19 protein-coding genes and 1 pseudogene are annotated in these 21,995 nt (G+C 55.8%); 8 read left to right on the plus strand and 12 right to left on the minus strand.

All coding sequences use genetic code 11. The features are described 5' to 3' along the window. From tnpB to AACY30_RS23210, 3 genes and pseudogenes are all read left to right on the plus strand, one after another. Window positions 1-168 (plus strand): IS66 family insertion sequence element accessory protein TnpB (gene tnpB / locus AACY30_RS23200; RefSeq protein WP_339541209.1); only part of this gene is annotated, 168 nt, incomplete at its 5' end. Window positions 169-186: 18 nt separating this feature from the next. After that, window positions 187-1,719: an IS66 family transposase gene (gene tnpC, locus AACY30_RS23205; RefSeq protein ID WP_339541180.1), complete on the plus strand. Its 1,533-nt coding sequence runs from the start codon at window positions 187-189 to the stop codon at window positions 1,717-1,719. 54 nt (window positions 1,720-1,773) lie between these two features. Continuing rightward, window positions 1,774-1,962: pseudogene (locus AACY30_RS23210) on the plus strand (IS630 family transposase); the annotation flags it as partial. A gap of 53 nt (window positions 1,963-2,015) precedes the next feature. On the opposite strand, the gene AACY30_RS23215 reads toward AACY30_RS23210, so the two are convergent. From AACY30_RS23215 to AACY30_RS23270, 12 genes are all read right to left on the minus strand, one after another. Further along, entirely contained in the window at window positions 2,016-5,132 is a 3,117-nt protein-coding gene (locus tag AACY30_RS23215; protein WP_339541181.1) for an N-6 DNA methylase, read from the minus strand. A 94-nt stretch (window positions 5,133-5,226) separates the two neighbouring features. Next, on the minus strand, window positions 5,227-6,312 hold the full coding sequence (locus AACY30_RS23220; RefSeq protein ID WP_339541182.1) for a DNA cytosine methyltransferase: 1,086 nt from the start codon (window positions 6,310-6,312) through the stop codon (window positions 5,227-5,229). 433 nt (window positions 6,313-6,745) lie between these two features. Then, window positions 6,746-7,849, minus strand: coding sequence for a nuclease (locus AACY30_RS23225; RefSeq protein WP_339541183.1), 1,104 nt, complete (start codon window positions 7,847-7,849; stop codon window positions 6,746-6,748). Window positions 7,850-8,096: 247 nt separating this feature from the next. Then, window positions 8,097-8,333 (minus strand): DUF6124 family protein, encoded by a 237-nt coding sequence (locus AACY30_RS23230; RefSeq protein WP_339416958.1) that lies wholly within the window; start codon window positions 8,331-8,333, stop codon window positions 8,097-8,099. Between the two features lie 336 nt (window positions 8,334-8,669). Further along, complete coding sequence (locus AACY30_RS23235; protein ID WP_339541184.1) at window positions 8,670-9,827, minus strand: glutathionylspermidine synthase family protein; 1,158 nt, start codon at window positions 9,825-9,827, stop codon at window positions 8,670-8,672. A gap of 12 nt (window positions 9,828-9,839) precedes the next feature. After that, window positions 9,840-10,550, minus strand: coding sequence for a DUF1190 domain-containing protein (locus tag AACY30_RS23240; RefSeq protein ID WP_339471656.1), 711 nt, complete (start codon window positions 10,548-10,550; stop codon window positions 9,840-9,842). A gap of 18 nt (window positions 10,551-10,568) precedes the next feature. Continuing rightward, window positions 10,569-10,997 (minus strand): DUF350 domain-containing protein, encoded by a 429-nt coding sequence (locus AACY30_RS23245; RefSeq protein WP_065873700.1) that lies wholly within the window; start codon window positions 10,995-10,997, stop codon window positions 10,569-10,571. Between the two features lie 16 nt (window positions 10,998-11,013). Continuing rightward, window positions 11,014-11,688 (minus strand): DUF2491 family protein, encoded by a 675-nt coding sequence (locus AACY30_RS23250; RefSeq protein ID WP_339541185.1) that lies wholly within the window; start codon window positions 11,686-11,688, stop codon window positions 11,014-11,016. Further along, window positions 11,675-12,709 carry an ion channel gene (locus tag AACY30_RS23255; protein ID WP_339471658.1) on the minus strand — a complete coding sequence of 345 codons (1,035 nt, stop codon included), beginning with the start codon at window positions 12,707-12,709 and terminating at the stop codon, window positions 11,675-11,677. Before AACY30_RS23255 ends, AACY30_RS23250 begins: the two co-directional genes overlap by 14 nt. 72 nt (window positions 12,710-12,781) lie before the next feature. Next, window positions 12,782-13,342, minus strand: a complete 561-nt coding sequence (locus AACY30_RS23260; RefSeq protein WP_339541186.1) for a rhomboid family intramembrane serine protease — start codon at window positions 13,340-13,342, stop codon at window positions 12,782-12,784. A 57-nt stretch (window positions 13,343-13,399) separates the two neighbouring features. Next, window positions 13,400-14,098 carry a PspA/IM30 family protein gene (locus AACY30_RS23265; RefSeq protein WP_065881133.1) on the minus strand — a complete coding sequence of 233 codons (699 nt, stop codon included), beginning with the start codon at window positions 14,096-14,098 and terminating at the stop codon, window positions 13,400-13,402. 17 nt (window positions 14,099-14,115) lie between these two features. Then, window positions 14,116-14,805, minus strand: a complete 690-nt coding sequence (locus AACY30_RS23270; RefSeq protein WP_445261453.1) for a YjfI family protein — start codon at window positions 14,803-14,805, stop codon at window positions 14,116-14,118. Window positions 14,806-15,311: 506 nt separating this feature from the next. Here AACY30_RS23270 and AACY30_RS23275 point away from each other — a divergent pair. The 5 genes from AACY30_RS23275 (at window position 15,312) to AACY30_RS23295 (ending at window position 21,994) form a co-directional block, all read left to right on the plus strand. After that, window positions 15,312-16,643 carry an amino acid permease gene (locus AACY30_RS23275; protein ID WP_339471660.1) on the plus strand — a complete coding sequence of 444 codons (1,332 nt, stop codon included), beginning with the start codon at window positions 15,312-15,314 and terminating at the stop codon, window positions 16,641-16,643. Next, a complete protein-coding gene (locus AACY30_RS23280; RefSeq protein WP_339541187.1) occupies window positions 16,627-17,898 on the plus strand; it encodes an aspartate aminotransferase family protein in 1,272 nt (423 codons plus the stop codon). The genes AACY30_RS23275 and AACY30_RS23280 overlap by 17 nt, the downstream gene beginning before the upstream one ends. Window positions 17,899-17,973: 75 nt before the next feature. Beyond that, window positions 17,974-18,702 carry a TetR/AcrR family transcriptional regulator C-terminal domain-containing protein gene (locus AACY30_RS23285; RefSeq protein ID WP_339471662.1) on the plus strand — a complete coding sequence of 243 codons (729 nt, stop codon included), beginning with the start codon at window positions 17,974-17,976 and terminating at the stop codon, window positions 18,700-18,702. Between the two features lie 119 nt (window positions 18,703-18,821). After that, entirely contained in the window at window positions 18,822-20,819 is a 1,998-nt protein-coding gene (locus AACY30_RS23290) for an acetoacetate--CoA ligase (RefSeq protein ID WP_339541188.1), read from the plus strand. Continuing rightward, entirely contained in the window at window positions 20,816-21,994 is a 1,179-nt protein-coding gene (locus AACY30_RS23295) for a thiolase domain-containing protein (RefSeq protein WP_339471665.1), read from the plus strand. Before AACY30_RS23290 ends, AACY30_RS23295 begins: the two co-directional genes overlap by 4 nt. Window position 21,995: the final 1 nt, after the last annotated feature.

The following is a 21,995-nucleotide window of genomic DNA, read 5'->3' on the forward strand; positions in this document are numbered from 1 at the left end:
TTCTGCCTTTGGCTCAAGCGCCTCGAATCCGAACGATTCAAAACGTCCCCTGACGATACGGATGAAGCCATTGTCCTGACGGTTCAGGAACTGAACTGGCTGCTCGACGGTTTTGATCTCTGGCGCAACCGTCCGCATCAGGTTTTGACGCCGCGATTCGTCGCTTGATTGGGTATAATCCGGGCCATGATTTCCATGCCCGACGACCTCCCCGATGATCCGGTTCTGCTCAAGCAAATGCTTGTGCAGATGCTCAGTGAGCGTCAGGTGGACAAAGACCAGATTGTTGATCTGAAAGAACAGATCCGGCTATGGCGTGAACGTTTTTTCGGGCGTAAATCAGAACAAACCGTCGATCCGCAGACGCCACAGCTCGCGCTCTTTAATGAACCTGAAAGTCTCGCGGTTCCGGTCTGCGATGAGTCTGACGAAGAAGTCGTTGCCCCGACCCAACGCCGAGGCAAACGCAAACCACTGTCAGCCGATCTACCACGCATCGAAGTCATTCACGAACTGCCCGAACATGAACTGACCTGCGCGTGCGGCTGCCGCAAACACACCATCGGTGAAGAAACCAGCGAACAGCTTGAAATCGTGCCGATGCAGATCCGGGTGATCAAACACATCCGCAAGGTCTACGGCTGCCGTGGTTGTGAAGCCACGCCAATCACCGCCGACAAACCGGCCCAATTGATCGAAAAAAGCATGGCCAGCCCCAGCGTCCTGGCGATGCTGCTGACCACCAAATACGTCGACGGTCTGCCACTGTATCGGTTCGAAAAAGTCCTTGGCCGACACGGCGTCGACATCCCACGCCAAACCCTGGCGCGCTGGGTGATCCAGTGCTGCGAACACTTTCAGCCGCTGCTGAATCTGATGCGCGACCGGTTGCTGGAAAGTCCGGTGATCCACTGCGATGAAACGCGGGTACAAGTGCTGAAGGAACCGGATCGAGACCCGGCCAGCCAGTCCTGGATGTGGGTGCAGGCCAGCGGCCCGCCTGAGCGCCCAGTTATTCTTTTTGACTACACCACCAGCCGCGCGCAGGAGGTGCCACTGCGTCTGCTCGCCGATTATCGTGGCTACCTGATGAGCGACGATTACGCTGGCTATAACGCCGTGGGTGCGCAACCGGGTGTCGAGCGTCTGGGCTGCTGGGCGCATGCGCGGCGCAAGTTCGTCGATGCGCAAAAAGTGCAACCCAAAGGCAAGACGGGCCGTACCGATATCGCGCTGGCCATGATTAACAAGCTGTATGGAATCGAACGTGAACTCAAAGAGGTCACGGGTGATCAGCGTTTTGTCGGTCGCCAGGAACAGAGCTTACCGGTGCTTGCCCAACTGAAAAGCTGGCTGGAGAAAACCCAGTCCCAAATGACGCCGCAAAGTGCGCTGGGCAAGGCCGTTAATTATCTGGCCAGCAACTGGAGCCGGCTGGAGCGTTACGTGGAGGCTGGGTTTTTACCGATAGACAACAATAAAGCCGAGCGCGCAATAAAGCCGTTTGTCATAGGGCGCAAGGCATGGCTGTTCAGCGATACGCCCAAAGGCGCCACCGCCAGTGCGCAGATCTATAGCTTGGTCGAGACCGCCAAGGTCAACGGCCAGGAGCCCTATACGTGGCTGCGCCACGTACTTGAGCGGTTGCCGCATGCATCCACGGCAGAAGACTACGAAGCGTTGTTACCGTGGAACTGCTCACCGGAAATGCCACGGTAAACGGAAACCGTACCTGATTGTAGGTGTGCTTGGTGGCTTGGTGGATCGCTTACAGAGAGACGGGCGCTGTATCGAGGTGTGTTCACCAGCGTTACTGACCTGAAAGCCGCAATCCGCCAATTCATCACGACTCACAACGAGCATTTGGCCAAGCCGTTCAAATGGAACAAGACGGCAGAGGCCATCATCAGCTCGGTATATATGGCAAAGCTGAGCGTGACGAAAAACAAGCTAATGAATTAAGCACTCGGGACATTAGGTATGTAAGCTATAGTTGGACATTTCGTTATTAGAACCTAAAAATTCAACAATTTTTTAACGTATATATCAAGAGCCTGTAACTGAGATTTTGAAGCCCCCACTGACTTATTGGTAATCTCGAGAGATAAGTCGCGAATAGCTCTAACCTGAAAATTGCTTTCATCATATAGAGGAATATTAATATATTTGGTAACACTAACACCTAAGCTAAGCTTAGATGCGTAGGCAGATATGGTGCCTGAGATCACAGGAGCATTCAAAAATCCAGTTAAATACGCAGCCTCACCTTCTGTTTCAACGGGAATAAAATAAAGCTTATGATCTGGAATAACTAGCTTCTCACCTGCATACTCTGTTTTGGCACTGCCGATATATGCTGCGGCAAATACCCTACCAATCTCCCGCCACAGAACCTTATACGGCGAGAACGTATAAGCCCCCATATTCCACAAAGAATAAAAAGCTTCTTTTTTTTGAAATTTTTTATAACTACCCCGAGCTAAAAGCTGAGTTTCGAACCGCCTTAAAAACCTATACGTCAGGCGCGCATTGGTTTTGAGGTCTGGGTCACCATGCATACCACGCTGAGGAACAATGATCCGTAATTTTTCGTCCGGAATAGCACAAAATGCTTTCACTCCTTTACCTCTCAAAAGAGGAAACAGGTGCTCAGATTCTATCAAGGCTGTGACTTCGGGAATGCCTTTTGTTTTCCCGATAGCGGCAGCATTTTGTATTTTTACTACAGAGTAATTTATCCTTGCCCTCTCGTAGACCCAAAAAACCCCGTTGCGATCTGCCGTTACTCCTTTACGAGCTGTGTACAAACGCTCAGCGCCAGCAAATACCTTTGCAAACACCGCCTGCTCTTCATCAGATCCAATTAACCAGGGCCCTCCGCCTTCGTCACCTGGCACAGGTACAGCCGTGTGATTAATCTGATTTGCAGCCTGCCGAAAATCTTGAGCCGTTTTCGACCTCCGTAGCGTTGAAGCTAAGCCCTCTGCTGCAGTCCAAATACGATAGGGTACGGGAAAAACGGTTTGCGCATCTCGTTGTAAAACCAAAAAGCGAGGCATATTAGTCACACCATCAAATGGACTTATCGCATCGAAATCTTCAACTAGTAGCACTTTACAACTTAGCTTATCAGGCCCAACCGAAAACTTCCGAAACCCTGCACTTGAAGGTGTAGTAAAAACAGATCCCGGCAAGAAAAAACCTAGTCGACCTAACGGCGCCAAATAATGATAAATGGCTTGATAAGTCACTACCGTTGAAATATCCGCCTCAATCCCGCCGACCCATTTATCTTTACTAAAAACACCAAGTTGTTTGCATTGCGCTTGAATTGCCTTAGCATACTCTTTCGGAAGATTACTCCACTTTACCCAAGGAGGGTTGCCACAAACGTGGCTCGACGGAGGAATAGCTCCGGCGGCAAATCGATCTGCAAGTATTGCGCACCAAATACCGTTCCACCCTTGATCATGAAGCGAGACCAAGTTTTCGATAGTAGCCTCTACCGTTTGAATATCATGTCCATCTAATCTCATGCTATTAAGGTCAGATCGAACTGCGCTTTTTATTCCAGCAGCAGAGACGTCTGCATCTATCAACCCTCTGATTTTCGTAAATATCTTGAAAAAGTCTTCATGCCGAATCATGTTTTCCGGTACGGAAAACTCTTTTGGTCCGACCTCGGTTTGCATGATGTAGCTGTAGCTGGGAAATAGCCCGCTGCTCACTCGGGCCGGGTTGATGGCATCTGCCAAGTAAACTGGTAAGCGTATTGGATCAGAAGGATCCAGGAACGGAGAAAGAAAAATAGCTAGTGAACCCTTAGCAGCCAGCACTGCCAAAGGATTAAGGTCGATACCGTGCAGTCCATTAAGCAATGAGTGAGCAGTGTTCCTTCCGTCCGTTTGCAACAAACGACGGCGCAAAGCTTCGAGCAAGAAGGTACCTGAACCACATGTTGGATCTGTCAAAGAGTCTCCAATGCCCCACTGAACAAGATCCATCCCGTGTTCGGCAAGCCAGTCAGGAGTGTAAAACTCTCCTAGTGCATGGCGAACCTCTCGAGGAATAAAACGCTCGTATATTCCCTTAAACAAATCTCTAGTGGTATTCGGATTTTTTTTAGCTATCGTAAAATCAACGCCGGCAAGGGCTCCCAGTAAAGCCTCCAAACTAGAGCTAAATCGAGGCCAAGCACAATCATCCAAATACCAATCAAAAAAATCCCCACTCAGCATATTCAAAATACCTGAATGTTCGAAGAGCTCACCAGTTTCAATAACTCGCAACCGATCAAATACTGGAACGGAAGAATCTAAAACATTTTGACTTGGGGAGGGAAGAGTACACGCGGTAACGACCTTTGCTATTATTGCAATGTACGTATTTAAAGCAAAAAGATAGGCTGCTGGGTTTTCCTCATAAGGTTGATCATGAGATATTTCCTGACGAGCAAGCAAGGCCTTCATATTCGCAGGCTGAAAACCAACCACTTGGCTAAACAGCCTACGCCACTCGGTAAACAACATATTCGTTTTTGATGTACGAGAAATAGATTCTGCACGACACACACTTTCATAAAGTGCAGGAATTAAAGAAACACCATAATCAGAATCCGGCCCAACCAAAGTTTGTAAAAGCTGAGGGTGAACTAACGGACGGCCATCTCGCTCAAGAAATGCCAATAAACAATTTGCTGCGTTAATATCAAAATCTATTACGCGATCCCAATGCGGAGCGCCGCCTTCAAATCTACCGAAGTTAATATGGAGGCCATCCCAGATCACCAAGACGTACTCTTCTAAAACTCGCCCCTCCTCCGCAGAAATTAGAACAGCATATTCCTCCGCTTGAGAGCGAGCATGTTTTGCTTTGCTATTGAAACGCCCAGCAAAAGATTTCGGTGGTTCATATTCAATGACCACGGCTCCGTGAGCAACATCGGCAAACTTGGTGGACTTCCCCGTTTCTTTGAGAGCTCTTTCCAACTGAAAAGGGGTCCACGGAATCCCTTTAGCTTCACATGCAATTTTCAAGGCACTTTCCAGCTCGTGCCTTAACTGAGCCTCGTTGCTCGCAGCTTCAGAAGCAGAAATAACTTTACTTACAAGCTGATGAGCGACGTTTTGCACAGTTGTGTTCCTATTAGCTCTGGAGCAATCTAAGTCGTCGCTGATATTGAGGAGTTCGGGATAACATCAGCGCCGCATATATATGCGATAACTACTACACCGTGCTCTTCAAACCGGCCCCCGTGAAAAGATGCCTAAAAATCGCTTCGGCAAGCATTGGTGGAACAGCATTTCCTATCTGGGTAAATTTCGAATCAGTATCACCCACCGGTTCAAAATTTAGACCAAATGTCTGAATTCGAGAACACTCTCTCCATGAAAGTCTTCTAGGCTGTTCAAGAATAGGTCGAGAAGGGTCATCAGCCAGATGCTCATACTCATCTGAAAAGTCCCAACGCTGCTTCCATCCATCCGCTAAATTTGACCAGGTTAGCTTCATGACGGGGCTAGCAGGATGCAAAGTAATATGCCTCGAGTTTGCAACTACGGTATACGCAGGCTCACTCCACTTAGCTTTACGATTGCGAGACATAAAGTACCATGAAAAATGCCCCTCGGGATCATGAGGACGCTCATAAAACTCTCCCTCAGGCCACAAAGGAAGATCTAAAATCGCATCTCCATGAGAAGTGAAGGGTTTCAAATTTGGATTTTTTTTTGTGGCTTTCCCATGAGTTTCTGGAGGAAATTCAAAAACTTGATTTAGGTCCTCTCTAACACCAACGATGATTAAACGTTTGCGTGACTGGGGAACGCCATATGCTTTTGCATTAATAAGATGATGGCTAACAACGTAACCTTCCTGTCTATAGGCGGTCTCCTGTTCCTCCAAAAAGCTACCAGCACCCAACTGTTTTAATCCAGAAACATTTTCCGCCACAAAATACTTAGGCCGTACTAAACTAATTACTCGTAAAAATTGTTTGTAAAGGTTTGTGCGCTCATCTTTTTTAGGGTCTCTGTTCCCAGCCATAGAAAAAGACTGGCACGGATATCCACCAACAACAACATCCGCACTAGGAAACGCAAGAATTTGCGATATATCGCCATTCACCACGTCGGTATTAGGAAAGTACTTTTCCAGAGTTTTGCATGCATCTTTCAGGATATCATTTGCAAAAACTATGTGGCCGCCGGCAGCTTCGATACCGAAGTCCATTCCACCACATCCGGAAAATAACGATAGGACTCGAATATCGTCCCCATCCTTCTCAAAAATGTTATTCACTTTGTCACGCATCAGATTTCTTATCTTCCGAGCTACCGCCCTGCACCAAAAGCGGCCAGCGCGCCCTCAAGTCCCCCCCCCGCCGATGTCCAGCCTCCCCAAGCGAGAGTAAGCCGGCGTATGCCGTAAACGTCTCTCTATGTGGGGAGGTCCTCTGGAAGGCGAGGATTTCTTAACTCTGCGCCCTAGAGCGCATGCGTCTACGTTTTATCGTTGAGTCGAAATAACGGACGTAGTCGCAAAATTCGTCGACCAAGGTACACCAAACCGGCGAACTGTGGATACATCCAGCAGTCCGAAAATTCTGTGCCTATCGCACAGCCCAGTAAATGCCCATAGGCACATAGGCGCATACTCTGTGCTTAGCAGCACTCTATTTTGCTAGTAAACGCCGCGTATGCTAATGGCCTGGCTTTTGCGCAACCATTACCACCCGCTAACACCGTTAAAGCATGGTCACTACCACACGGTCAAAGTCTGTAAATCTTTCCTTCAACTGCTCAATCGTCCACCGCCACTTCTGCGTTCGCGGCCTACAAATCGTATTCTGATTGCCAAACATCCCAGTCTCCCGCACAGCCTGACTCACGGGCACGGTTTCCAACCACTCAACCGACACAAAGTAATCACACCGTTCCGGGTCTTCCACAAACTCAGCGTGATAATTTGCACGCTTGGCAACCTCAAGCACGGGCCTCTCCTCACCGTTCACGATCACAGTGAACTCGCTCGCAGGAGTCGACTTTCCGCGCACCCTGCCAACGCCCACGTAACCTTGTTGCGGAATGTTCACCCAGACACGATCACCTGGAGAGAGCAGCTGCAAAGTTCTGCTATACCATTCTCCGCCGCCGCCCGAGACAAAACCAAACTCCCTGGCATCCTCCCATGAACGCGAAGTCGAGTCCCCGAACGAGCAGTAGAACTCACCATTCCAAGGCTCACTATGCCCCTCGCTCGCCGATACCGCATTCACTTGTGTCTGAACGGGATCGAGCAGCCAAGACCGACTCAATAGCTGCTGCTCACCCATTTGGAAAATTTGAAAGCAGAGCACGTTGATCGGAATATCTCGCTTGCTGAGGTATTCAACAATCCGCTCGCTGCTGGCATCTAACTCGGTCGCAACAATGACCAGTTGATGACTTTGATTTAGCTCATCATCGTTCAAAACACGTCCAAAGCGAGCTAAAAAGTCAGCATAGAGTGTATTTCCAGGCTTGAACCGCTCATAGATCGCACCGATCTCATTTGGCTGCAAGCCTTGAACCCAAGCGGCGTAATCGAGCGTCTGGGCGACAACGTCCCGAGGAGTACGGTCGCGTTTAAGCTCAACCAGCACCAAGTATCCATCTGGATCGATCGCCAGCAGGTCAATGCGCCCACCTGAGCTGGTTTTTTCTTGCTTACCAATGATCATCCATTCGTCCGAGAGAATGCCTGGCGAGTTGAGGATCATATTTTCAAGCAATTGCTCACTGATCAATCGGCTCAAAGGGAGCTTGCTCGGTGCATTACCGACGGTCCAAACATCCGTTTTTATGGGCAATTACTGCATCCTTGATTCGATGGTTGTTCGTGACTCTACCACCGTCGCGTGCCGTTCCGGCGGCAAGCGCAATTGGGCAGCAGGCTGCTGCACAATTGAAACGGGTTGAGTTGATAGGTCGCCAATAACGCCATGAAGACTAGACGTGTCGCAAAAACCGGCAAATGGCGACATGAGCGCGGAAAGTAAACATGCGGGCCAGTAAGGCATCTGGTCAGCTCCTTACTGACCAAATGCGAATGTCACATCACCTCGGCTGCATACACTCCACCGCCCGATCCGCTACCATCTTCGCCATCTCCACCAAATGCATCACCGCTCTATGCGGCGCACCCAGCGGTTCACCAAGCGCCTGCGACGTGGCCACTGCACACTGCAGTAACTCAGCCACACGCACCCAGGCATCCTCAAAGCTCAGTTCTTCATTAACGGTAAATGGGTGAGTCGCGCCCGATGATGGCGAATCCGAACAAACGTTATCCATAGCAAAACTCCTAGCAGTAAGTGAATACCACCGTCCTTTCGCGACTAAACGAGCAGAGGTGGCGGCTGTACGCAGGTTAGTCGACCGGCCGCTAGGCACCGGCGCACCCGAAGGTGCCCTGCGCACAGCCACCATAAAGTGCAGGCGAGAAGACACCTGTCTTTGGGATGGCGCGTGCGCCTAGCGAGGTCTGGGCGACTAAACCCGATCACTGAATAGGCAGTGACGATCCGCAGCCTAGTCGCGGAATTTCGCTGGCGCAATGCACTTGGGATTCTCTCGGAAACGTCCTGCAAATGAAAGAGATCAACCCTGCTGGCCCTTTAAGCTCGGGCCTCAATCCAATATCAAATGCGGCAAAAACCGACTCGAATCCTTGGTAATCAAACTATTATCCTCGCGCACCCCAATCCCCGCCGCCTGATCACCAATCACCCAAGACCCAATCAACGTATAGCTGTCCCCAAACTTCGGCAGCGGCGCAAACTCTTGAAGAATGAACGGCGCATCCGTATAGGGGCCATCCTCCTTCACAATCAGCCCGTCCGCCGTTTGCAGCTCGATGTTGGCCCCTTCCCGCGAGAAGAACGGCTTGCGCACCCAGCCCTTTGGCACGGCTTTACCCGGGTCGGTATCCAGGTGGGACGCCAGCAAATTCGGATGCCCTTTATTGAATTCCCACAACAGCGGCAGGATGCCTTTGTTGGAAATAATGGACTTCCAGGCCGGCTCGAAAAACTGCGTATCACTCTGGGCAATCGCCGAGCCGAAGGGCTCGTGGAAGATGAATTCCCAGGCGTGCAGTTTGAACAGGTGGGGGATCCAGCGGTCTTCGAGGTCGACGAAGCGGCCTTCGGCTGTCAGGCCGATGTCTTCGATGTCGATGTGGCGTGATTCGATGCCGACTTTTTCCGCGACAAGGCGCAGGTAGTCGGTGGTGCCTTTGTCTTCGATCGAGTCTTTCATCGAGGCGAAGTAGAAAGGTTGGTTGATCTGCAATTGGGCGAAGGCCTGGTGCAGTTTGGTGTCGATGCTGTTGAACTGATCGGCGTGCTTGGGCAGCAGGCCGCGTTCGATGCATTGTTCCAGCCAGCCCCACTGGAACGCCGCCGCTTCGTACAGGCTGGTGGGGGTGTCGTAGTTGAGTTCGAGCAGCTTGGCGGGCCCGGTGCCGTTGTAGGAGAAGTCCATGCGCCCGTACAGGTGTGGGTGACCTTCGAGCCATGAGGTTCGAATAATGTCGTAGAACGGCGCGGGGATGCTCAGGCGGTCCAGCAGTTCCTCGCTATGGACCACGCGGGCCACGAGGTCCATGCACATGTCATGGATCTCGGTGGTCGGGTCTTCGAGGTCTTGCTCGATTTGCTTGAGCGTGAACTGGTAGTACGCGCGCTCGTCCCAGTAGGGTTCGTCGTCGATGGTGTGGAACAGGAAGCCGAGGCTGTCGGCGGTCTGTTTCCAGTCATGACGCTCTGCGCAATGGATCTTCTTCATGGCCCGGTTTCCTTAACTGCTCGACCCGCCGCCGCCCCAGCCGCTGCGTGCGCTGGCCTTGCTGCCGAAGCCGCCACGGGAGGTGGCCGACGATACGGCACTGGACGCGCTGGAGGAGCGCAGCGTGTTCGAGTAATTGCTGCTGCCGTACCGTGCCTGATTCGAGCGGCCGAATGTCGCCCCGCTGGAGGCTCGCTGACTCAGCGTCGAGGAACCATAACTGCCGCGATCGTCGCGGTAGCGATACACCGGCTCGGAGCGGTAGCTGTTGCGGTTGTTGCTCAGCATGTTGCCGATCAGCAACCCCGTCAGCAGGCTGCTGGTGGAGAAGCCTGAGCCGCCGCTCGCTTGCGACTCGCCCGCTTGCGCCTTGGCCGCGTCAACCTGGGATTGTGTGACCTGGCCTTCGGCGGTCAGTTCGAAACCGCCCAGCTTGGGGATGAACTTGCCGGTGGAGTCTTGCTGGCACCAGTCGGCGACAAAGTCGGCGTCGCAGTCGGCCTGGCTGTCGTACACCGGAGCAATGCGGCGGTGCTCGACCATGGCCTTCATGTAGGCGTCCGAGCAGACGTCCACCGGTAGCTTTTCATCGGCGCACTGCTGAACAGACTGGAAGTTGTACTTCTTCTGCAACTCGTAGGTTTTTTCCGTCGGCCCACAGCCGGATATCGCCATGGCGACCGACGCTGCCAGCGAAAGCTGGACGTACTTGCTTCGTTTCATCGGGAGCTCCGTGCGCAATCAGTTCTGGGAAGGCGTCATGCAGGCGGCATTCAACATGCCGACGCTGATGGCCACGGCTGCCACGTAGATACCGGCCGCGAGTTCACCTTTTTTGATGCGTTCGGAAGTGCCTTTGAGTACCAGGCTGGTCACCAGAAACGCCAACAGTTGGACGAGGGCGGCGATCACGGCCCAAACGACAAAGTCGAGGAGGCTGATCGAGAAGGCAATCACATTGCTGGCCGGAATCGCGAAACCGATGATGGCACCGCCCAGCGCGACCGCAGCCGATACGTTGCCCGCACGGATCAGTTCGAATTCCTTGTGCGGGGTGACGCGGGTGTAGATGAACTGGAACAGCGCGAACAGCACGGCGGCACCCAGGATGTAGGTGACAAACCCGAACACGGCGGGTTTATTCAGCGAGATGGACAGAGCTTCTAGCATGGATTTCTTCCTTTTTTCAGAGCGTATTCAGGTCGGTTGTGTACAGCGAAATGCCCAGCGAGGTGCTCAGGCTGACGGTGCCTTCAGCGTCTTCTTCAACGGAAAACAGCAGGAACTCCCGGCGATCGGTCAGGCCGGTATCGCGGGCGTACAACATCGAACGGTGCTCGACGGTGTAGGCACTCTCCGGATTGATCACCTGCTCGCTCATTGCCACTAATTCTGTCTGGCCCTCTTCGCTGCCCCACACGCGGCTGTATTCGACGCCGTTGTGCGTGTAGGTCGCCAGCCCGATCAGGCTCTGTGGACCTGCCAGCCGACGCAGTTCCGCCTCACTGCTGAGGGTGACGTAACTCAGGTAGTTGAACAGGATCACCGACTCGACCTGCCCGGCGATGTCACCCGTAGTGTGCACCTGCAGCCAGTAATCTTCGTCGTTCATGTAATAGCGCGACAGCCAGGTCGACTGCCCGAGGTCCACGGTGCCGTTGCTCCAGATTTCCTGGGAACCGGGGATGACCACGCTGGTTTTATCATCGAGCAACAATCGCAGGGTTGCGTCGAAGATCACACCTTTACCCGGCGCCAGGCCCAGCGGGCCAGTGGTCGGCAGGGCTACGCTGGCTGTGCGGTTCGACGCGGTATTCGCGTTCGGGGCCTCAAGCCCCATCAACTGTTTAAGCCATCCCATTGGAGATTTCCTTGAGGCGTGTAGAGGCGATGTAAAAGAGTTCGCCGCCTTCAACGCGCGTGGCGCTGGGCGGGTTGATCGACGGTTGTTGGGCACCTTTGGCGCGGTAGCCGATGAGGGTGGCGTTGTGGTGTTCCTTCATCTGCGCGTACAGGTCGCCGAACGTTGCTTCAAAGGCCTCGGGCAATTTCATCAGGTATTGGGTGGCGCCTTGGCCCACGCACAGCAGCTCATTAATGACCACTGACGAGCCCGGATCCTGGGAGGCGCGCACCAACATCTCAATCGCCATGCTGGAGGTGCATTCCAGGCTGGGGGCGTAGGAGCTGGCGAGTGCGGCAATTTCACTTTCGTTGAAGTGCGCGACCACATGCCCCACAGGATTCAATTGATTCACCGCCAGCACAGTGGCCAGCGTCAAGTCGTCAGACGAGGTTCGCACCAGCACACGCTCGGCACCGGGCACGCCTGCACGCAGCAGTAACGCGGTGGAGGACAGGCTTTCGCCGCGGATGAATGCCGCTTTGCCGGGCATCGGGTTTTCTTCGAGGGTGCAATCGCAGATGACGATCAGGTTGTCGTTCGAGGTTTCGTCTTGCAGCAACAACTCAATGACCCGCTCGCTGGATGCGCCTTCCCAGCCAATGAGCACCGTATGGTCGACCTTGCCCGTGAAATCGCCTTTGCCCTTCATGCCTTTTCTCCATGCATCGATGACACTGCTGGTGGTTTTGCCGATGGCTGCCGTCAACAGCGCAATGCCCCCGAGCATGACCCAGGTGGCCACGAAAATTCGTCCCGCCGAGGTCTGCGGCGCGAGATCGCCGTAGCCGACGGTGAGTGTGGTGGTGAGATAGAAGTAAATAAACGTGGCGGGAGCGGTGAGGTGCTGTTCGCCCAGAAACACCAGGCCCAGATAAGCCGTGCTCAGGTGGACGCCCAGGGCAATGACCAGACCTGCCCAGCCGAAGCGGTGAAAGAGGGAGGACGCGTACAGGCGCAGCAATAGAAAAATCGACATGTTGTCCCTGATTCCCTGGGTACTTGATTCCGGATGAGGTCAGCGCCTCGGCGTCTGGAGGCTCAAGTGCGTTCACCGCGCATTAAACCTGCTGCGCGGCGCAGAGAGAAGTACCTTGGCTGCAATAAATCCAGCGAACGCACCAAACAGGTGACCTTCGAAGGACACCCCCTGACGCGGCAGGAAGCCAAAAATCAGCCCGCCATACAGCAGAGCGACAACGCCGGCGATTATCAGGTTGCTCCAGCTCCGATGAAACCAGGCGCGAGACAGGAGGTAGGCCAACAGCCCGAATACCCAGCCGCTGGCACCCACGTGTACGCCTGCAAAACCGAACAGCCAGACCAACAAGCCGCCCAGCAGGATAATGATCGCGCTGACGCTGATGAACCGATTGAAACCTTCGAGGATGACCAGGGTGCCCAGTATCAAAAAGGCGATCAGGTTCGCACTCAGGTGAGCAAAGGACGCGTGCAAAAAGGGTGAGGTAAGAATGCCCGGCAGCCCGTACAGCGTTCTTGGGACCAGGCCGAATGCCATCAGGCTGTAACCGGTGGCTGCATTGAGTAGTTGCAGCGCGACCATCAAGAGGGCGAGGCCTGCAATTATCTTGAAACCCTTCAGGGCATCCATCCTGACCTCGATATAAAAAAGGAAGGGCAGACCATGCCCTTCCTGTTGCCGCGTTGCTTACTCGGCCGACTTTTGCTTCAGACGTTCCAGAATCGCATTGGCGCTGCCTTCGTTCGGCGTGATGCCGGCGTCGCGCAATTTGCGCTCCAGGTCGGTACCCGTCGAGGCGTCAGCCAGTTCGTCCTGGGCTTGCAGCTCAGCGGCGCGTTGCTGCTGCTTGGCTTGCAAGCGATTCAGCGTACCGACGGCGGTTTCCAGCTTGCCGTTGGCACCGCCACTGGCGATGGACGCGCTGACCTGGGCCTTCTGTACGCTGTCGCGCGCCTTGGCCATGTCCACTTGCTGACGCAGGCTTTTAATCCGGCTTTCAGCCTTGGTGATGTCCTTGCGCATGCTTTCAGCGTACCCACCGAACTCGGCGGCCTGCTTTTGCTCGACATCCAGTTCGTTGGTCAGGGTCGAAATGGCCTCGGCCACTTCCAGCGCCAGGTCTTCACGGTTGGCCTGGATAGCGGCCATCGCCTTGGACTCCAGGTCCTTGATCTTGGCGTTGTACTCGCCGACGCGATCATTCGCCAGTTTGTGCTTGGCCATGATGCTGACCAGCTCACGCTTGGCGTTAGCCAGCGCGCTGTCGGCGTCGCGAATTTCCTGGTCGAGGATGCGCAGGGCTTGTTGATCGACAATCGATTCGCCGACTTCGTTGGCACCGCCACGCAGCGCGGTGAACAATTTGCTCCAGATGGACTGAGTCATTGGATATTCCCTACTGATTAGTTGAAGAAGCGTTCAAAGGCTTCGCTCGCGCGCTGCACGTTATCGACGAGGGTTTTTACCTCGGTCACGATGTTCGTCAAGCTGGAGTCGGAGCTCAACGCGCCGAACATGTTGTAAATAACTTGCCCGTTCGGCATGGATTCGATGCCGATCGAGGACAGCGGGAACATCTCCCGGCTGCGCAGCACGGCGTCATTGAAGGCAGGTACGTCGTTGATGGACTCGACGTCGACCAGAACGGTGTCGACGATGATCTGCTCGCCGACCACCGCGATGTAAATCGGCAGGCCACCGAAGTCGTTCATTTCCAGCTTGATGCTGGACTCGGAGCCTTGAACCAGAGAAAGCGTAATGTCGTTGGAAACCACGTCATCCAGGGCCTGAAGTGCACTGAAGAGGCGATCGATGTTCCAGTTGGTACCTGCGCTCATGTAATTCTCCGACATGAATGAGCCAGCCAGAATCGGCTGGCGAAGCTGTTTCTCCATCTGCTTGAGCAGGCTTCGATTTTCGGGAAGCACCCAAGTCTCGTGTTTCACATAACCGGCGGCCGCCAGGCCCGCGCGCATCTGCTTCATATAAAAGCTCGACGGCTTTTTCGCAGGCGATTTCAAGCGCTCTCCCTTGCGGCTTGCTGAATCTGTATCGGGCCCAGCCGGCGGGCTCGATGGAGAGCTGCTTTTCATGGTACTGACCTCGTTGTGAAAAACTCACGCGTGAGAAACACTACAGGCAATCTCGACCATGCTCAAGAGCTCACGCGTGAGATTTTTGCGTTACGTTTTTCGGCCATCAAAAAGCGTCGACGAGCGATAGGCGCTCCCTAGGAAACGTCCTGCACGTAACAAAGATCAGCCCTGCTGGCCTTTGAAGATCACTTCCCACTCACTCCCGTGTTCCCCCCACCCACCTGTGTTCCCAGGTGACACCCTGCAACCTTACCCCCATCGCATAAACATCAAATGAAACGTCCTACACGCATATCTAAATGAACCGTTTAAACGCCAATTCCCCGACTCCCCTCGCCGCTGGCCCAAAACCTGCTTATTGCACAGCGTACAATAAAACCGGTTCAAGCCGGGCTCGCCCTCAACCACTGCTGCGTAATGCAGCCTGGGGAATGCTGATGTCTACAACACCGCTTCACTCTTCCAACCATGGCTTGGCGCGATCGCTCAAGGAGCGCCACGTCATGTTGATCGCTATCGGCGGCATTATCGGGGCCGGGTTGTTTTTGGGGTCGGGCAAGGCGATTGCCACGGCGGGGCCGGCGCTGTTGCTGGCGTATGCGTTGTGTGGAGGGATGGTTTATCTGATTGCGCGGGCGCTGGGGGAGTTGTCGTTGTATCGACCCAGCAGTGGGTCGTTTGCAACGTACGCGGAGGAGTTTTTGGGGCCGCGGGTGGCGTTTATCACGGGGTGGTCGTATTGGATGATCTGGATTCTGGTCGGGGTGCTGGAGGTGACCGGGATTGGTTTGTTGATGAAGTATTGGTACCCGGAGTTGCCGCAGTGGATTCCCGCGTTGGTCACTGTCGGCGTGTTGATGGTGATCAATCTGTTTGCGGTGAAGACGTTTGGTGAGGTGGAGTTCTGGCTGGCGTTGATCAAGGTGTTGACGATTGTCGGGCTGATTGGGGCGGGGTTGGTGATTTTGTTGTTTGGGTTGGAGACGTCTGCGCAGACGACACCCTCAGTCGCGAATCTCTGGCAGCACGGTGGGTTTTTTCCGAATGGCTGGCATGGCTTCTGGTTCGCGGTGCCTGTCGCCGCGTTTACCTTTGCCGGGGTCGAGGTGATTGGTTTGGTGGCGGCGGAAACAGCGGAGCCGCAGCGCACCTTGCCACGAGCGATCAATAGTATCCTGTGGCGCATGGCGATTTTTTACCTGGGGTCGACCGCTGTGATCATGGCGCTGTACCCGTGGAACCAGATCGACACCTCGCAAAGCCCGTTTGTGATGGTGTTCGACAGTATTGGGCTGGGTGTGGCGGCCGGATTTATCAATTTCGTGGTGATCAGCGCGTTGGCGTCCTCGTGTAATACCGGACTGTTTGCCACCAGCCGCATGTTGTTTGCACTGTCGCATATCAGGCAGGCGCCGCGTCAGTTACAGGTGTTGAGCGCGCAACAGGTGCCGGCCCGTTGCTTGATGGTGTCGACCGCCATTTTGCTAGTGGGGGTGCTGCTGAATTATTTGATCCCGGAGAGCATTTTCAGCCTGTTGATCACGGGAATCCTGGGCCTGTTGATTTGGGTGTGGATGGTGATCATCACCGCGCATATGGCCTATCGCCGTAAGGTGCAGCGCAGCGAGCTGGCAGAAGTGGATTACCGCCTGCCCTGGCCCAAGGTCAGCAGCGTGCTGGTGCTGGGTTACCTGGGCGTGCTGACGGTGTTGGTGATCCGCGACCCGGAAACGCGCGCGGCGTTTTACGTGGCGGCGGCGTGGTTTGGCTTATTGATGCTGGTGTATCCGAAACGTACTGCGTCGAAGGGGGTGAGTGATGCCTGGCAAGCTTGAGTTGGAGCGTTGCATTCAACGGTACATCCGGGCCAATCCCAAGAGTGCGCGCCAGCTGGAGTGGGCCGCGCAGGTGATGCCCGGCGGCAACACGCGCTCGGTGCTGTTTTATGAGCCGTTTCCGTTGGTGATGACAGGCGGCAACGGGTGTTTTCTCGATGATCTGGATGGGCACCGCTACGTCGATTTTCTCGCGGAATACACGGCAGCGCTGTATGGACACTCCCATCCGGTGATCACCCATGCGCTGACAAAGGCGATGGCGAATGGGCTGAACCTGAGCGCCCATACGGAATGTGAGGCGCGGCTGGCGACGCTGATTGTGGAGCGCTTCGGCTGCATCGAGCAGGTGCGGTTTACCAACTCCGGCACCGAGGCGAATCTTCTCGCGCTGGCGGCGGCGAAGGCCTACACCGGGCGCAGCGCAGTCATCGCGTTCAACGGCGGTTATCACGGCGGTGTGTTGAGTTTTGCCGGGACAAGCACGGCGATGAATGTGCCGCATCGGGTCTACTTGGCCGACTACAACGACCTGGACAGCGTCGAGCGTTTGTTGCATGAGCATGTCGACATTGCGGCCATCCTGGTGGAGCCGATGCTGGGTGCGGGCGGGTGTATCTGTGCCGAGCCGGGTTTTCTCGAAGGGTTGCGCAGAAGGAGCCACGCCCATGGCACGCTGCTGATCTTCGATGAGGTGATGACCTCGCGCCTGGCCCCCGGCGGCCTGCAGGAAAAGCTCGGCATCACCCCGGACCTGATCACGCTGGGCAAATACCTCGGCGGTGGCATGCCGTGCGGCGCGCTCGGTGGGCGGCGGGACATCCTCGCGCAGTTTGACCCGCGCCATGGATGCCTGTCCCATGCGGGCACGTTCAATAACAATGTGCTGACCATGGCGGCGGGCATCGCCGGACTGGAGCAGGTGTACACCCGCGAAGCAGCGTTGGAACTGAATGCCCGTGGCGACAGGTTGCGCGGCCAGCTCAATGAGGTGCTGGCGCCCATGCCGATGCAATTTACCGGGCAAGGATCGGTGATGAATCTGCATCCCACGGGCTTACCGATTCGTCGTCCTTCAGATATTCCAACGGAGCGAAACGACCTGCGCGACCTGTTCTTTTTTCACCTGCTCGAATGTGGGATCTACAGCGCGCGGCGCGGGTTGTTTGCGCTGAGTTTGCCGCTGACTGACCGCGAGCTGAGCCGACTGGTCACGGCCACGCAAGCGTTCGTCGAGCGCTACGGAGGGGATTGACGGCTATTGCGCAAGAGCGACAGCGAATCGGTGAGCCGCTATCCTTTCGCCGTCGCCCAACCGGAACCCACAATAATGACCAGCAAAACCGCAAACCCACGAGGCAGGCGTAAAAAAACCGCTGGCGAAGATGCAAAGAGCCCACTGAACAAAGACGCGATCATCACCGCCGCCCTGACGCTGATCGATCGCGAAGGCCTGGACAAATGCAGCCTGCGCAACCTGGCCAGCAGCCTGGGTGTGTACCCGACGGCCATCTATTGGTACGTCTCATCACGCGAGTTGTTGTTGAGTGAAGTGCTGGCCAAAGTCCTGGAACACGTTGCGCCAGCGCCTCAGGAGCGCTGGCAGGACTACCTGCGTGCGGCGATGGTCAACTGCCATGATGCCGTGCACCAGCATCCGAACATCGCGCCGTTGTTGGGCTCGCAATTGGTGTCCAACGCCAGCACCGACTTCACGTTGGTCGAGGGTGTGTTGGCAGCACTGCAACAAGCGGGTTTCAGCGGCCCTTCCCTGGCCGCCGCCTACAATACGTTTATCGCTGCGCTTGCCGGTTTCACGACGCTGGAGTACGCGCCATTGCCGGATAACACCGAGGCATGGCAATGCCAAGTGCAGGAGAAGCTGAGGGCCGTCGACGCAGAACAGCACCCCACTCTCGCGCAGAATATGGACCAACTGAGCAATCGCGGTTTCAGCCTGCGCTGGCAAAATGGCGTGCACGCCGCGCTGGATGAGAGCTTCACGTTCTACGTCGACACCCTCCTCTGCGGCCTGGAAACCCTGGCTGCCCGCCGCTGAAAATTCGCACAGCAAAACCAGACACGCCACTAATTGTACGACGTACAATTTATCGCTACAGTCCGCCACGCAAGAGCACCCCATGACCCGAATAACAACAACGTCAGAGGTCTTTTATCGTGGCGACTGCATTCAACGACGTGGCCCAGGGGCAATTGCTCTGGCAGCCCTCCCCTGAGCTTCTTCAACACGCCCGCCTCACTCATTACCTGAATTGGCTGAAGCACGAACGCCAGCTCAGATTCGCCGATTACCACGGGTTATGGCAGTGGTCCGCCGATAAGCCGGAGGCGTTCTGGCAATCGATCTGGGATCATTTTCACATTCAGGCCAGCAGCCCTCACCAGGCAGTGCTGGGTGACCGTGCGATGCCCGGTGCGCACTGGTTTCCCGGCGCGCGACTGAATTTTGCCGAACACATTCTGCGCAATGAACGCGAAGGCGACGCGCTGCTCTACCAGAGTGAAACGGCTGCCTTGCAAGGCCTGCCATGGAGTGACTTCGCCCGTCAGGTTCGCACCCTGGCGACCTACCTACGGGAAGTGGGAGTGGTGCCGGGTGATCGAGTGGTGGCTTATTTGCCAAATGTTCCCGAGGCGATGATTGCGCTGTGTGCATGTGCAGCCATCGGCGCGGTCTGGGCCAGTTGCTCGCCGGATTTCGGTGCGCAGGGCGTGCTGGACCGGGTGCGGCAATTGTCGCCAAAGGTGCTATTGGCGGTAGACGGTTATCGCTATGGCGGTAAGGCGTTTGATCGACGCGAACAGGTCCGGCACATTGCCCGCGAGCTGGGCAGTATCGAGCACGTCATCGTGCTGCCAGCGCTGTTTCCCGATGAACCGCTGACGTTTGCCAACGCCATCGACTGGCGCGCCTTGCTCTTGCGTCCTACCGTGCCCGCAGCCGATTTCCACTGCGAACAATTGCCCTTCGATCATCCGTTATGGGTGCTGTTTTCTTCCGGCACGACTGGCTTGCCCAAAGCCATCGTACACAGCCATGGCGGGATACTTCTGGAGCAGCTGAAGGCACTGCATCTACACCTGGATTTTCGCCCCGGTGATGCAGCATTCATCTTCACCACCACCGGCTGGATGATGTGGAACACCTTGTTCAGCGCCCTGCTCTGCGGAGTACGGCCAGTGCTCTATGACGGCCATCCGACCTGGCCGAACATCGATACGCTGTGGCAGATCGTGCAGGACAGCCGCGCCAGCTTTTTCGGCACCAGCCCCACCTATATCGAGTTGATGAAACGCTACGACGTAGTGCCCCGTGAGCGCTTTGAACTGGGCGCGCTGCGCACCGTGATGCCGGTGGGCTCGCCGGTTTCGCCGCAATGCAATGCCTGGTTTTACCGCAACCTCAAAACGGATATCTGGGTGACCACAGGCAGCGGGGGCACGGACATTTGCACGGGGCTGGTAAGCGGCGTGCCGACGCTGCCGGTGTATGCCGGTGAGATCCAGGCGCGCGCCCTGGGTGTGGCGGTTTATGCGTTTGATGAAAATGGTCAGGCGGTGGTTGAACAGGTTGGCGAGCTGGTGGTGACGTCGCCCATACCGTCAATGCCGGTGTACTTTTGGGATGACACTGGGGGCGAGCGCTACCGCGAAAGCTATTTCCACCCCTGGCCAGGGGTGTGGCGCCATGGGGATTTTTTCTTGCTCAATGCCCGCGGCGGTTGCCAGGTGCTGGGGCGTTCGGACGCCACGCTGAACCGCTTTGGGGTGCGGATCGGTACGGCAGAAATCTACCGGGCATTGGAGCCCATCGCAGAAATCGACGATGCGCTGATCGTGAATCTGGACCTGCCCGAAGGCGGTTTTTTCATGCCGCTGTTTGTCCAACTGCGTAATGGCGCGGTGCTGGACGACGCCTTGCAGCAGCGCGTGCGTGAATGCCTGCGCCAGGCGTGCACGCCCCGGCATGTACCGGACCAGATCCTCGCGGTGCCGCTGATTCCCCTGACGCTGACCGGTAAAAAAATGGAAGTGCCGGTGCGCCGAATCCTGATGGGACACGACCCGCAAAACGTCGCCAACCTCAGCGCCATGCGCGATCCGCAGGCGCTGGCGTTTTTCATCGAGTACGCCCGCCGGAGTCGTCAACCATGAAGGGCAAAGCCTTTATCGTCGGTGCCTATGAACATCCCACACGGCATGCGGTGGACCGCTCCCTCGCGCAATTGCACGCGGACGTGGCCCGCGGCGCCCTAGCGGATGCAGGGTTGAGCCTCAGCGATGTGGACGGCTACTTTTGCGCCGGCGACGTACCCGGTTGGGATGCACCGGGCGTGGGGCCTTTTTCCATGGTCGAGTACCTGGGCATTCATCCTCGGCACTTGGAGACCACAGAAAGTTGGGGTTCGTCCTACCTGCATCATGTCGCCCAGGCTACGCGCGCGATTGCCGACGGGCGCTGCACCGTTGCCCTGATCACCCAAGCCGGACGCCCGCGTGCCAGGCGCCAACGGCCGGACGCCAACCACCTCGATCAGCCCCAAACCACCTGCGAGGGCCCCTTTGAAATGCCCTACGGCGCCGCCGTGACCAACCTGTACGCGATGTGCGCGATGCGCCATCAGTACGAGCACGGTACCACCGCCGAGCAACTGGCCTGGATCAAAGTCGCAGCGTCGCACCATGCCCAGCACAACCCCCTGGCGATGTTGCGCAACATAGTGACGGTGGACGATGTGCTGAACTCACCGCTGATCGCCGCCCCATTGCGACGCTTGGATTGTTGTGTGATCAGCGACGGCGGTGGCGCGTTGGTGGTGGTTCATCCGGCCATTGCACGGGCACTCAAGCGGCCGCTGATTACACCCATCGGTGCAGGTTACTCAATCAGTCATCTGAACGGCGGCTACTTCGACCTGCTGGCTTCGGGCGCGGTGAAGTCTGGCGCCGATGCATTCGCCGAGGCACGGCTCAAACCCAGTGACATCCGCTACGCCTCGCTGTACGACAGCTTCACCATCACCGTATTGATCCAGCTGGAAAACCTCGGCTTCTGCCCCCCCGGCGAGGGCGGCGCTTTCGTTGCCGACGGTAAGTTGATCAGCGGCGTGGGCCCGTTGGCGATCAATACCGACGGTGGTGGGCTGTGCAACAACCACCCCGGCAATCGCGGCGGCATGGCCAGGCTGATAGAGGCCGTGCGTCAGTTACGTGGCGAGGCACACCCAGCGGTGCAACGGCCTGACTGCGCGCTGGCCCTGGCCCACGGCACCGGTGGATTGCTGGGCTCAAGGCATGGCAGCGCTACTCTCATTCTGGAGCGACTCTGAT

This window comes from Pseudomonas sp. RA_5y_Pfl1_P24 (assembly GCF_963970945.1).
Taxonomy (GTDB): domain Bacteria; phylum Pseudomonadota; class Gammaproteobacteria; order Pseudomonadales; family Pseudomonadaceae; genus Aquipseudomonas; species Aquipseudomonas tritici.

Bases quoted from the DNA above. Each gene is read 5' to 3' on its own strand.
- AACY30_RS23275 (WP_339471660.1), top strand. From the start codon at position 15,312: ATGTTGATCGCTATCGGCGGCATTATCGGGGCCGGGTTGTTTTTGGGG.
- tnpC (WP_339541180.1), top strand. From the start codon at position 187: ATGATTTCCATGCCCGACGACCTCCCCGATGATCCGGTTCTGCTCAAG.
- AACY30_RS23285 (WP_339471662.1), top strand. From the start codon at position 17,974: ATGACCAGCAAAACCGCAAACCCACGAGGCAGGCGTAAAAAAACCGCT.
- AACY30_RS23255 (WP_339471658.1), bottom strand. From the start codon at position 12,709: ATGTCGATTTTTCTATTGCTGCGCCTGTACGCGTCCTCCCTCTTTCAC.
- AACY30_RS23295 (WP_339471665.1), top strand. From the start codon at position 20,816: ATGAAGGGCAAAGCCTTTATCGTCGGTGCCTATGAACATCCCACACGG.
- AACY30_RS23260 (WP_339541186.1), bottom strand. From the start codon at position 13,342: ATGGATGCCCTGAAGGGTTTCAAGATAATTGCAGGCCTCGCCCTCTTG.
- AACY30_RS23250 (WP_339541185.1), bottom strand. From the start codon at position 11,688: ATGGGATGGCTTAAACAGTTGATGGGGCTTGAGGCCCCGAACGCGAAT.
- AACY30_RS23220 (WP_339541182.1), bottom strand. From the start codon at position 6,312: ATGCGTGACAAAGTGAATAACATTTTTGAGAAGGATGGGGACGATATT.
- AACY30_RS23235 (WP_339541184.1), bottom strand. From the start codon at position 9,827: ATGAAGAAGATCCATTGCGCAGAGCGTCATGACTGGAAACAGACCGCC.
- AACY30_RS23280 (WP_339541187.1), top strand. From the start codon at position 16,627: ATGCCTGGCAAGCTTGAGTTGGAGCGTTGCATTCAACGGTACATCCGG.
- AACY30_RS23240 (WP_339471656.1), bottom strand. From the start codon at position 10,550: ATGAAACGAAGCAAGTACGTCCAGCTTTCGCTGGCAGCGTCGGTCGCC.
- AACY30_RS23230 (WP_339416958.1), bottom strand. From the start codon at position 8,333: ATGGATAACGTTTGTTCGGATTCGCCATCATCGGGCGCGACTCACCCA.
- AACY30_RS23245 (WP_065873700.1), bottom strand. From the start codon at position 10,997: ATGCTAGAAGCTCTGTCCATCTCGCTGAATAAACCCGCCGTGTTCGGG.
- AACY30_RS23265 (WP_065881133.1), bottom strand. From the start codon at position 14,098: ATGACTCAGTCCATCTGGAGCAAATTGTTCACCGCGCTGCGTGGCGGT.
- AACY30_RS23270 (WP_445261453.1), bottom strand. From the start codon at position 14,805: ATGAAAAGCAGCTCTCCATCGAGCCCGCCGGCTGGGCCCGATACAGAT.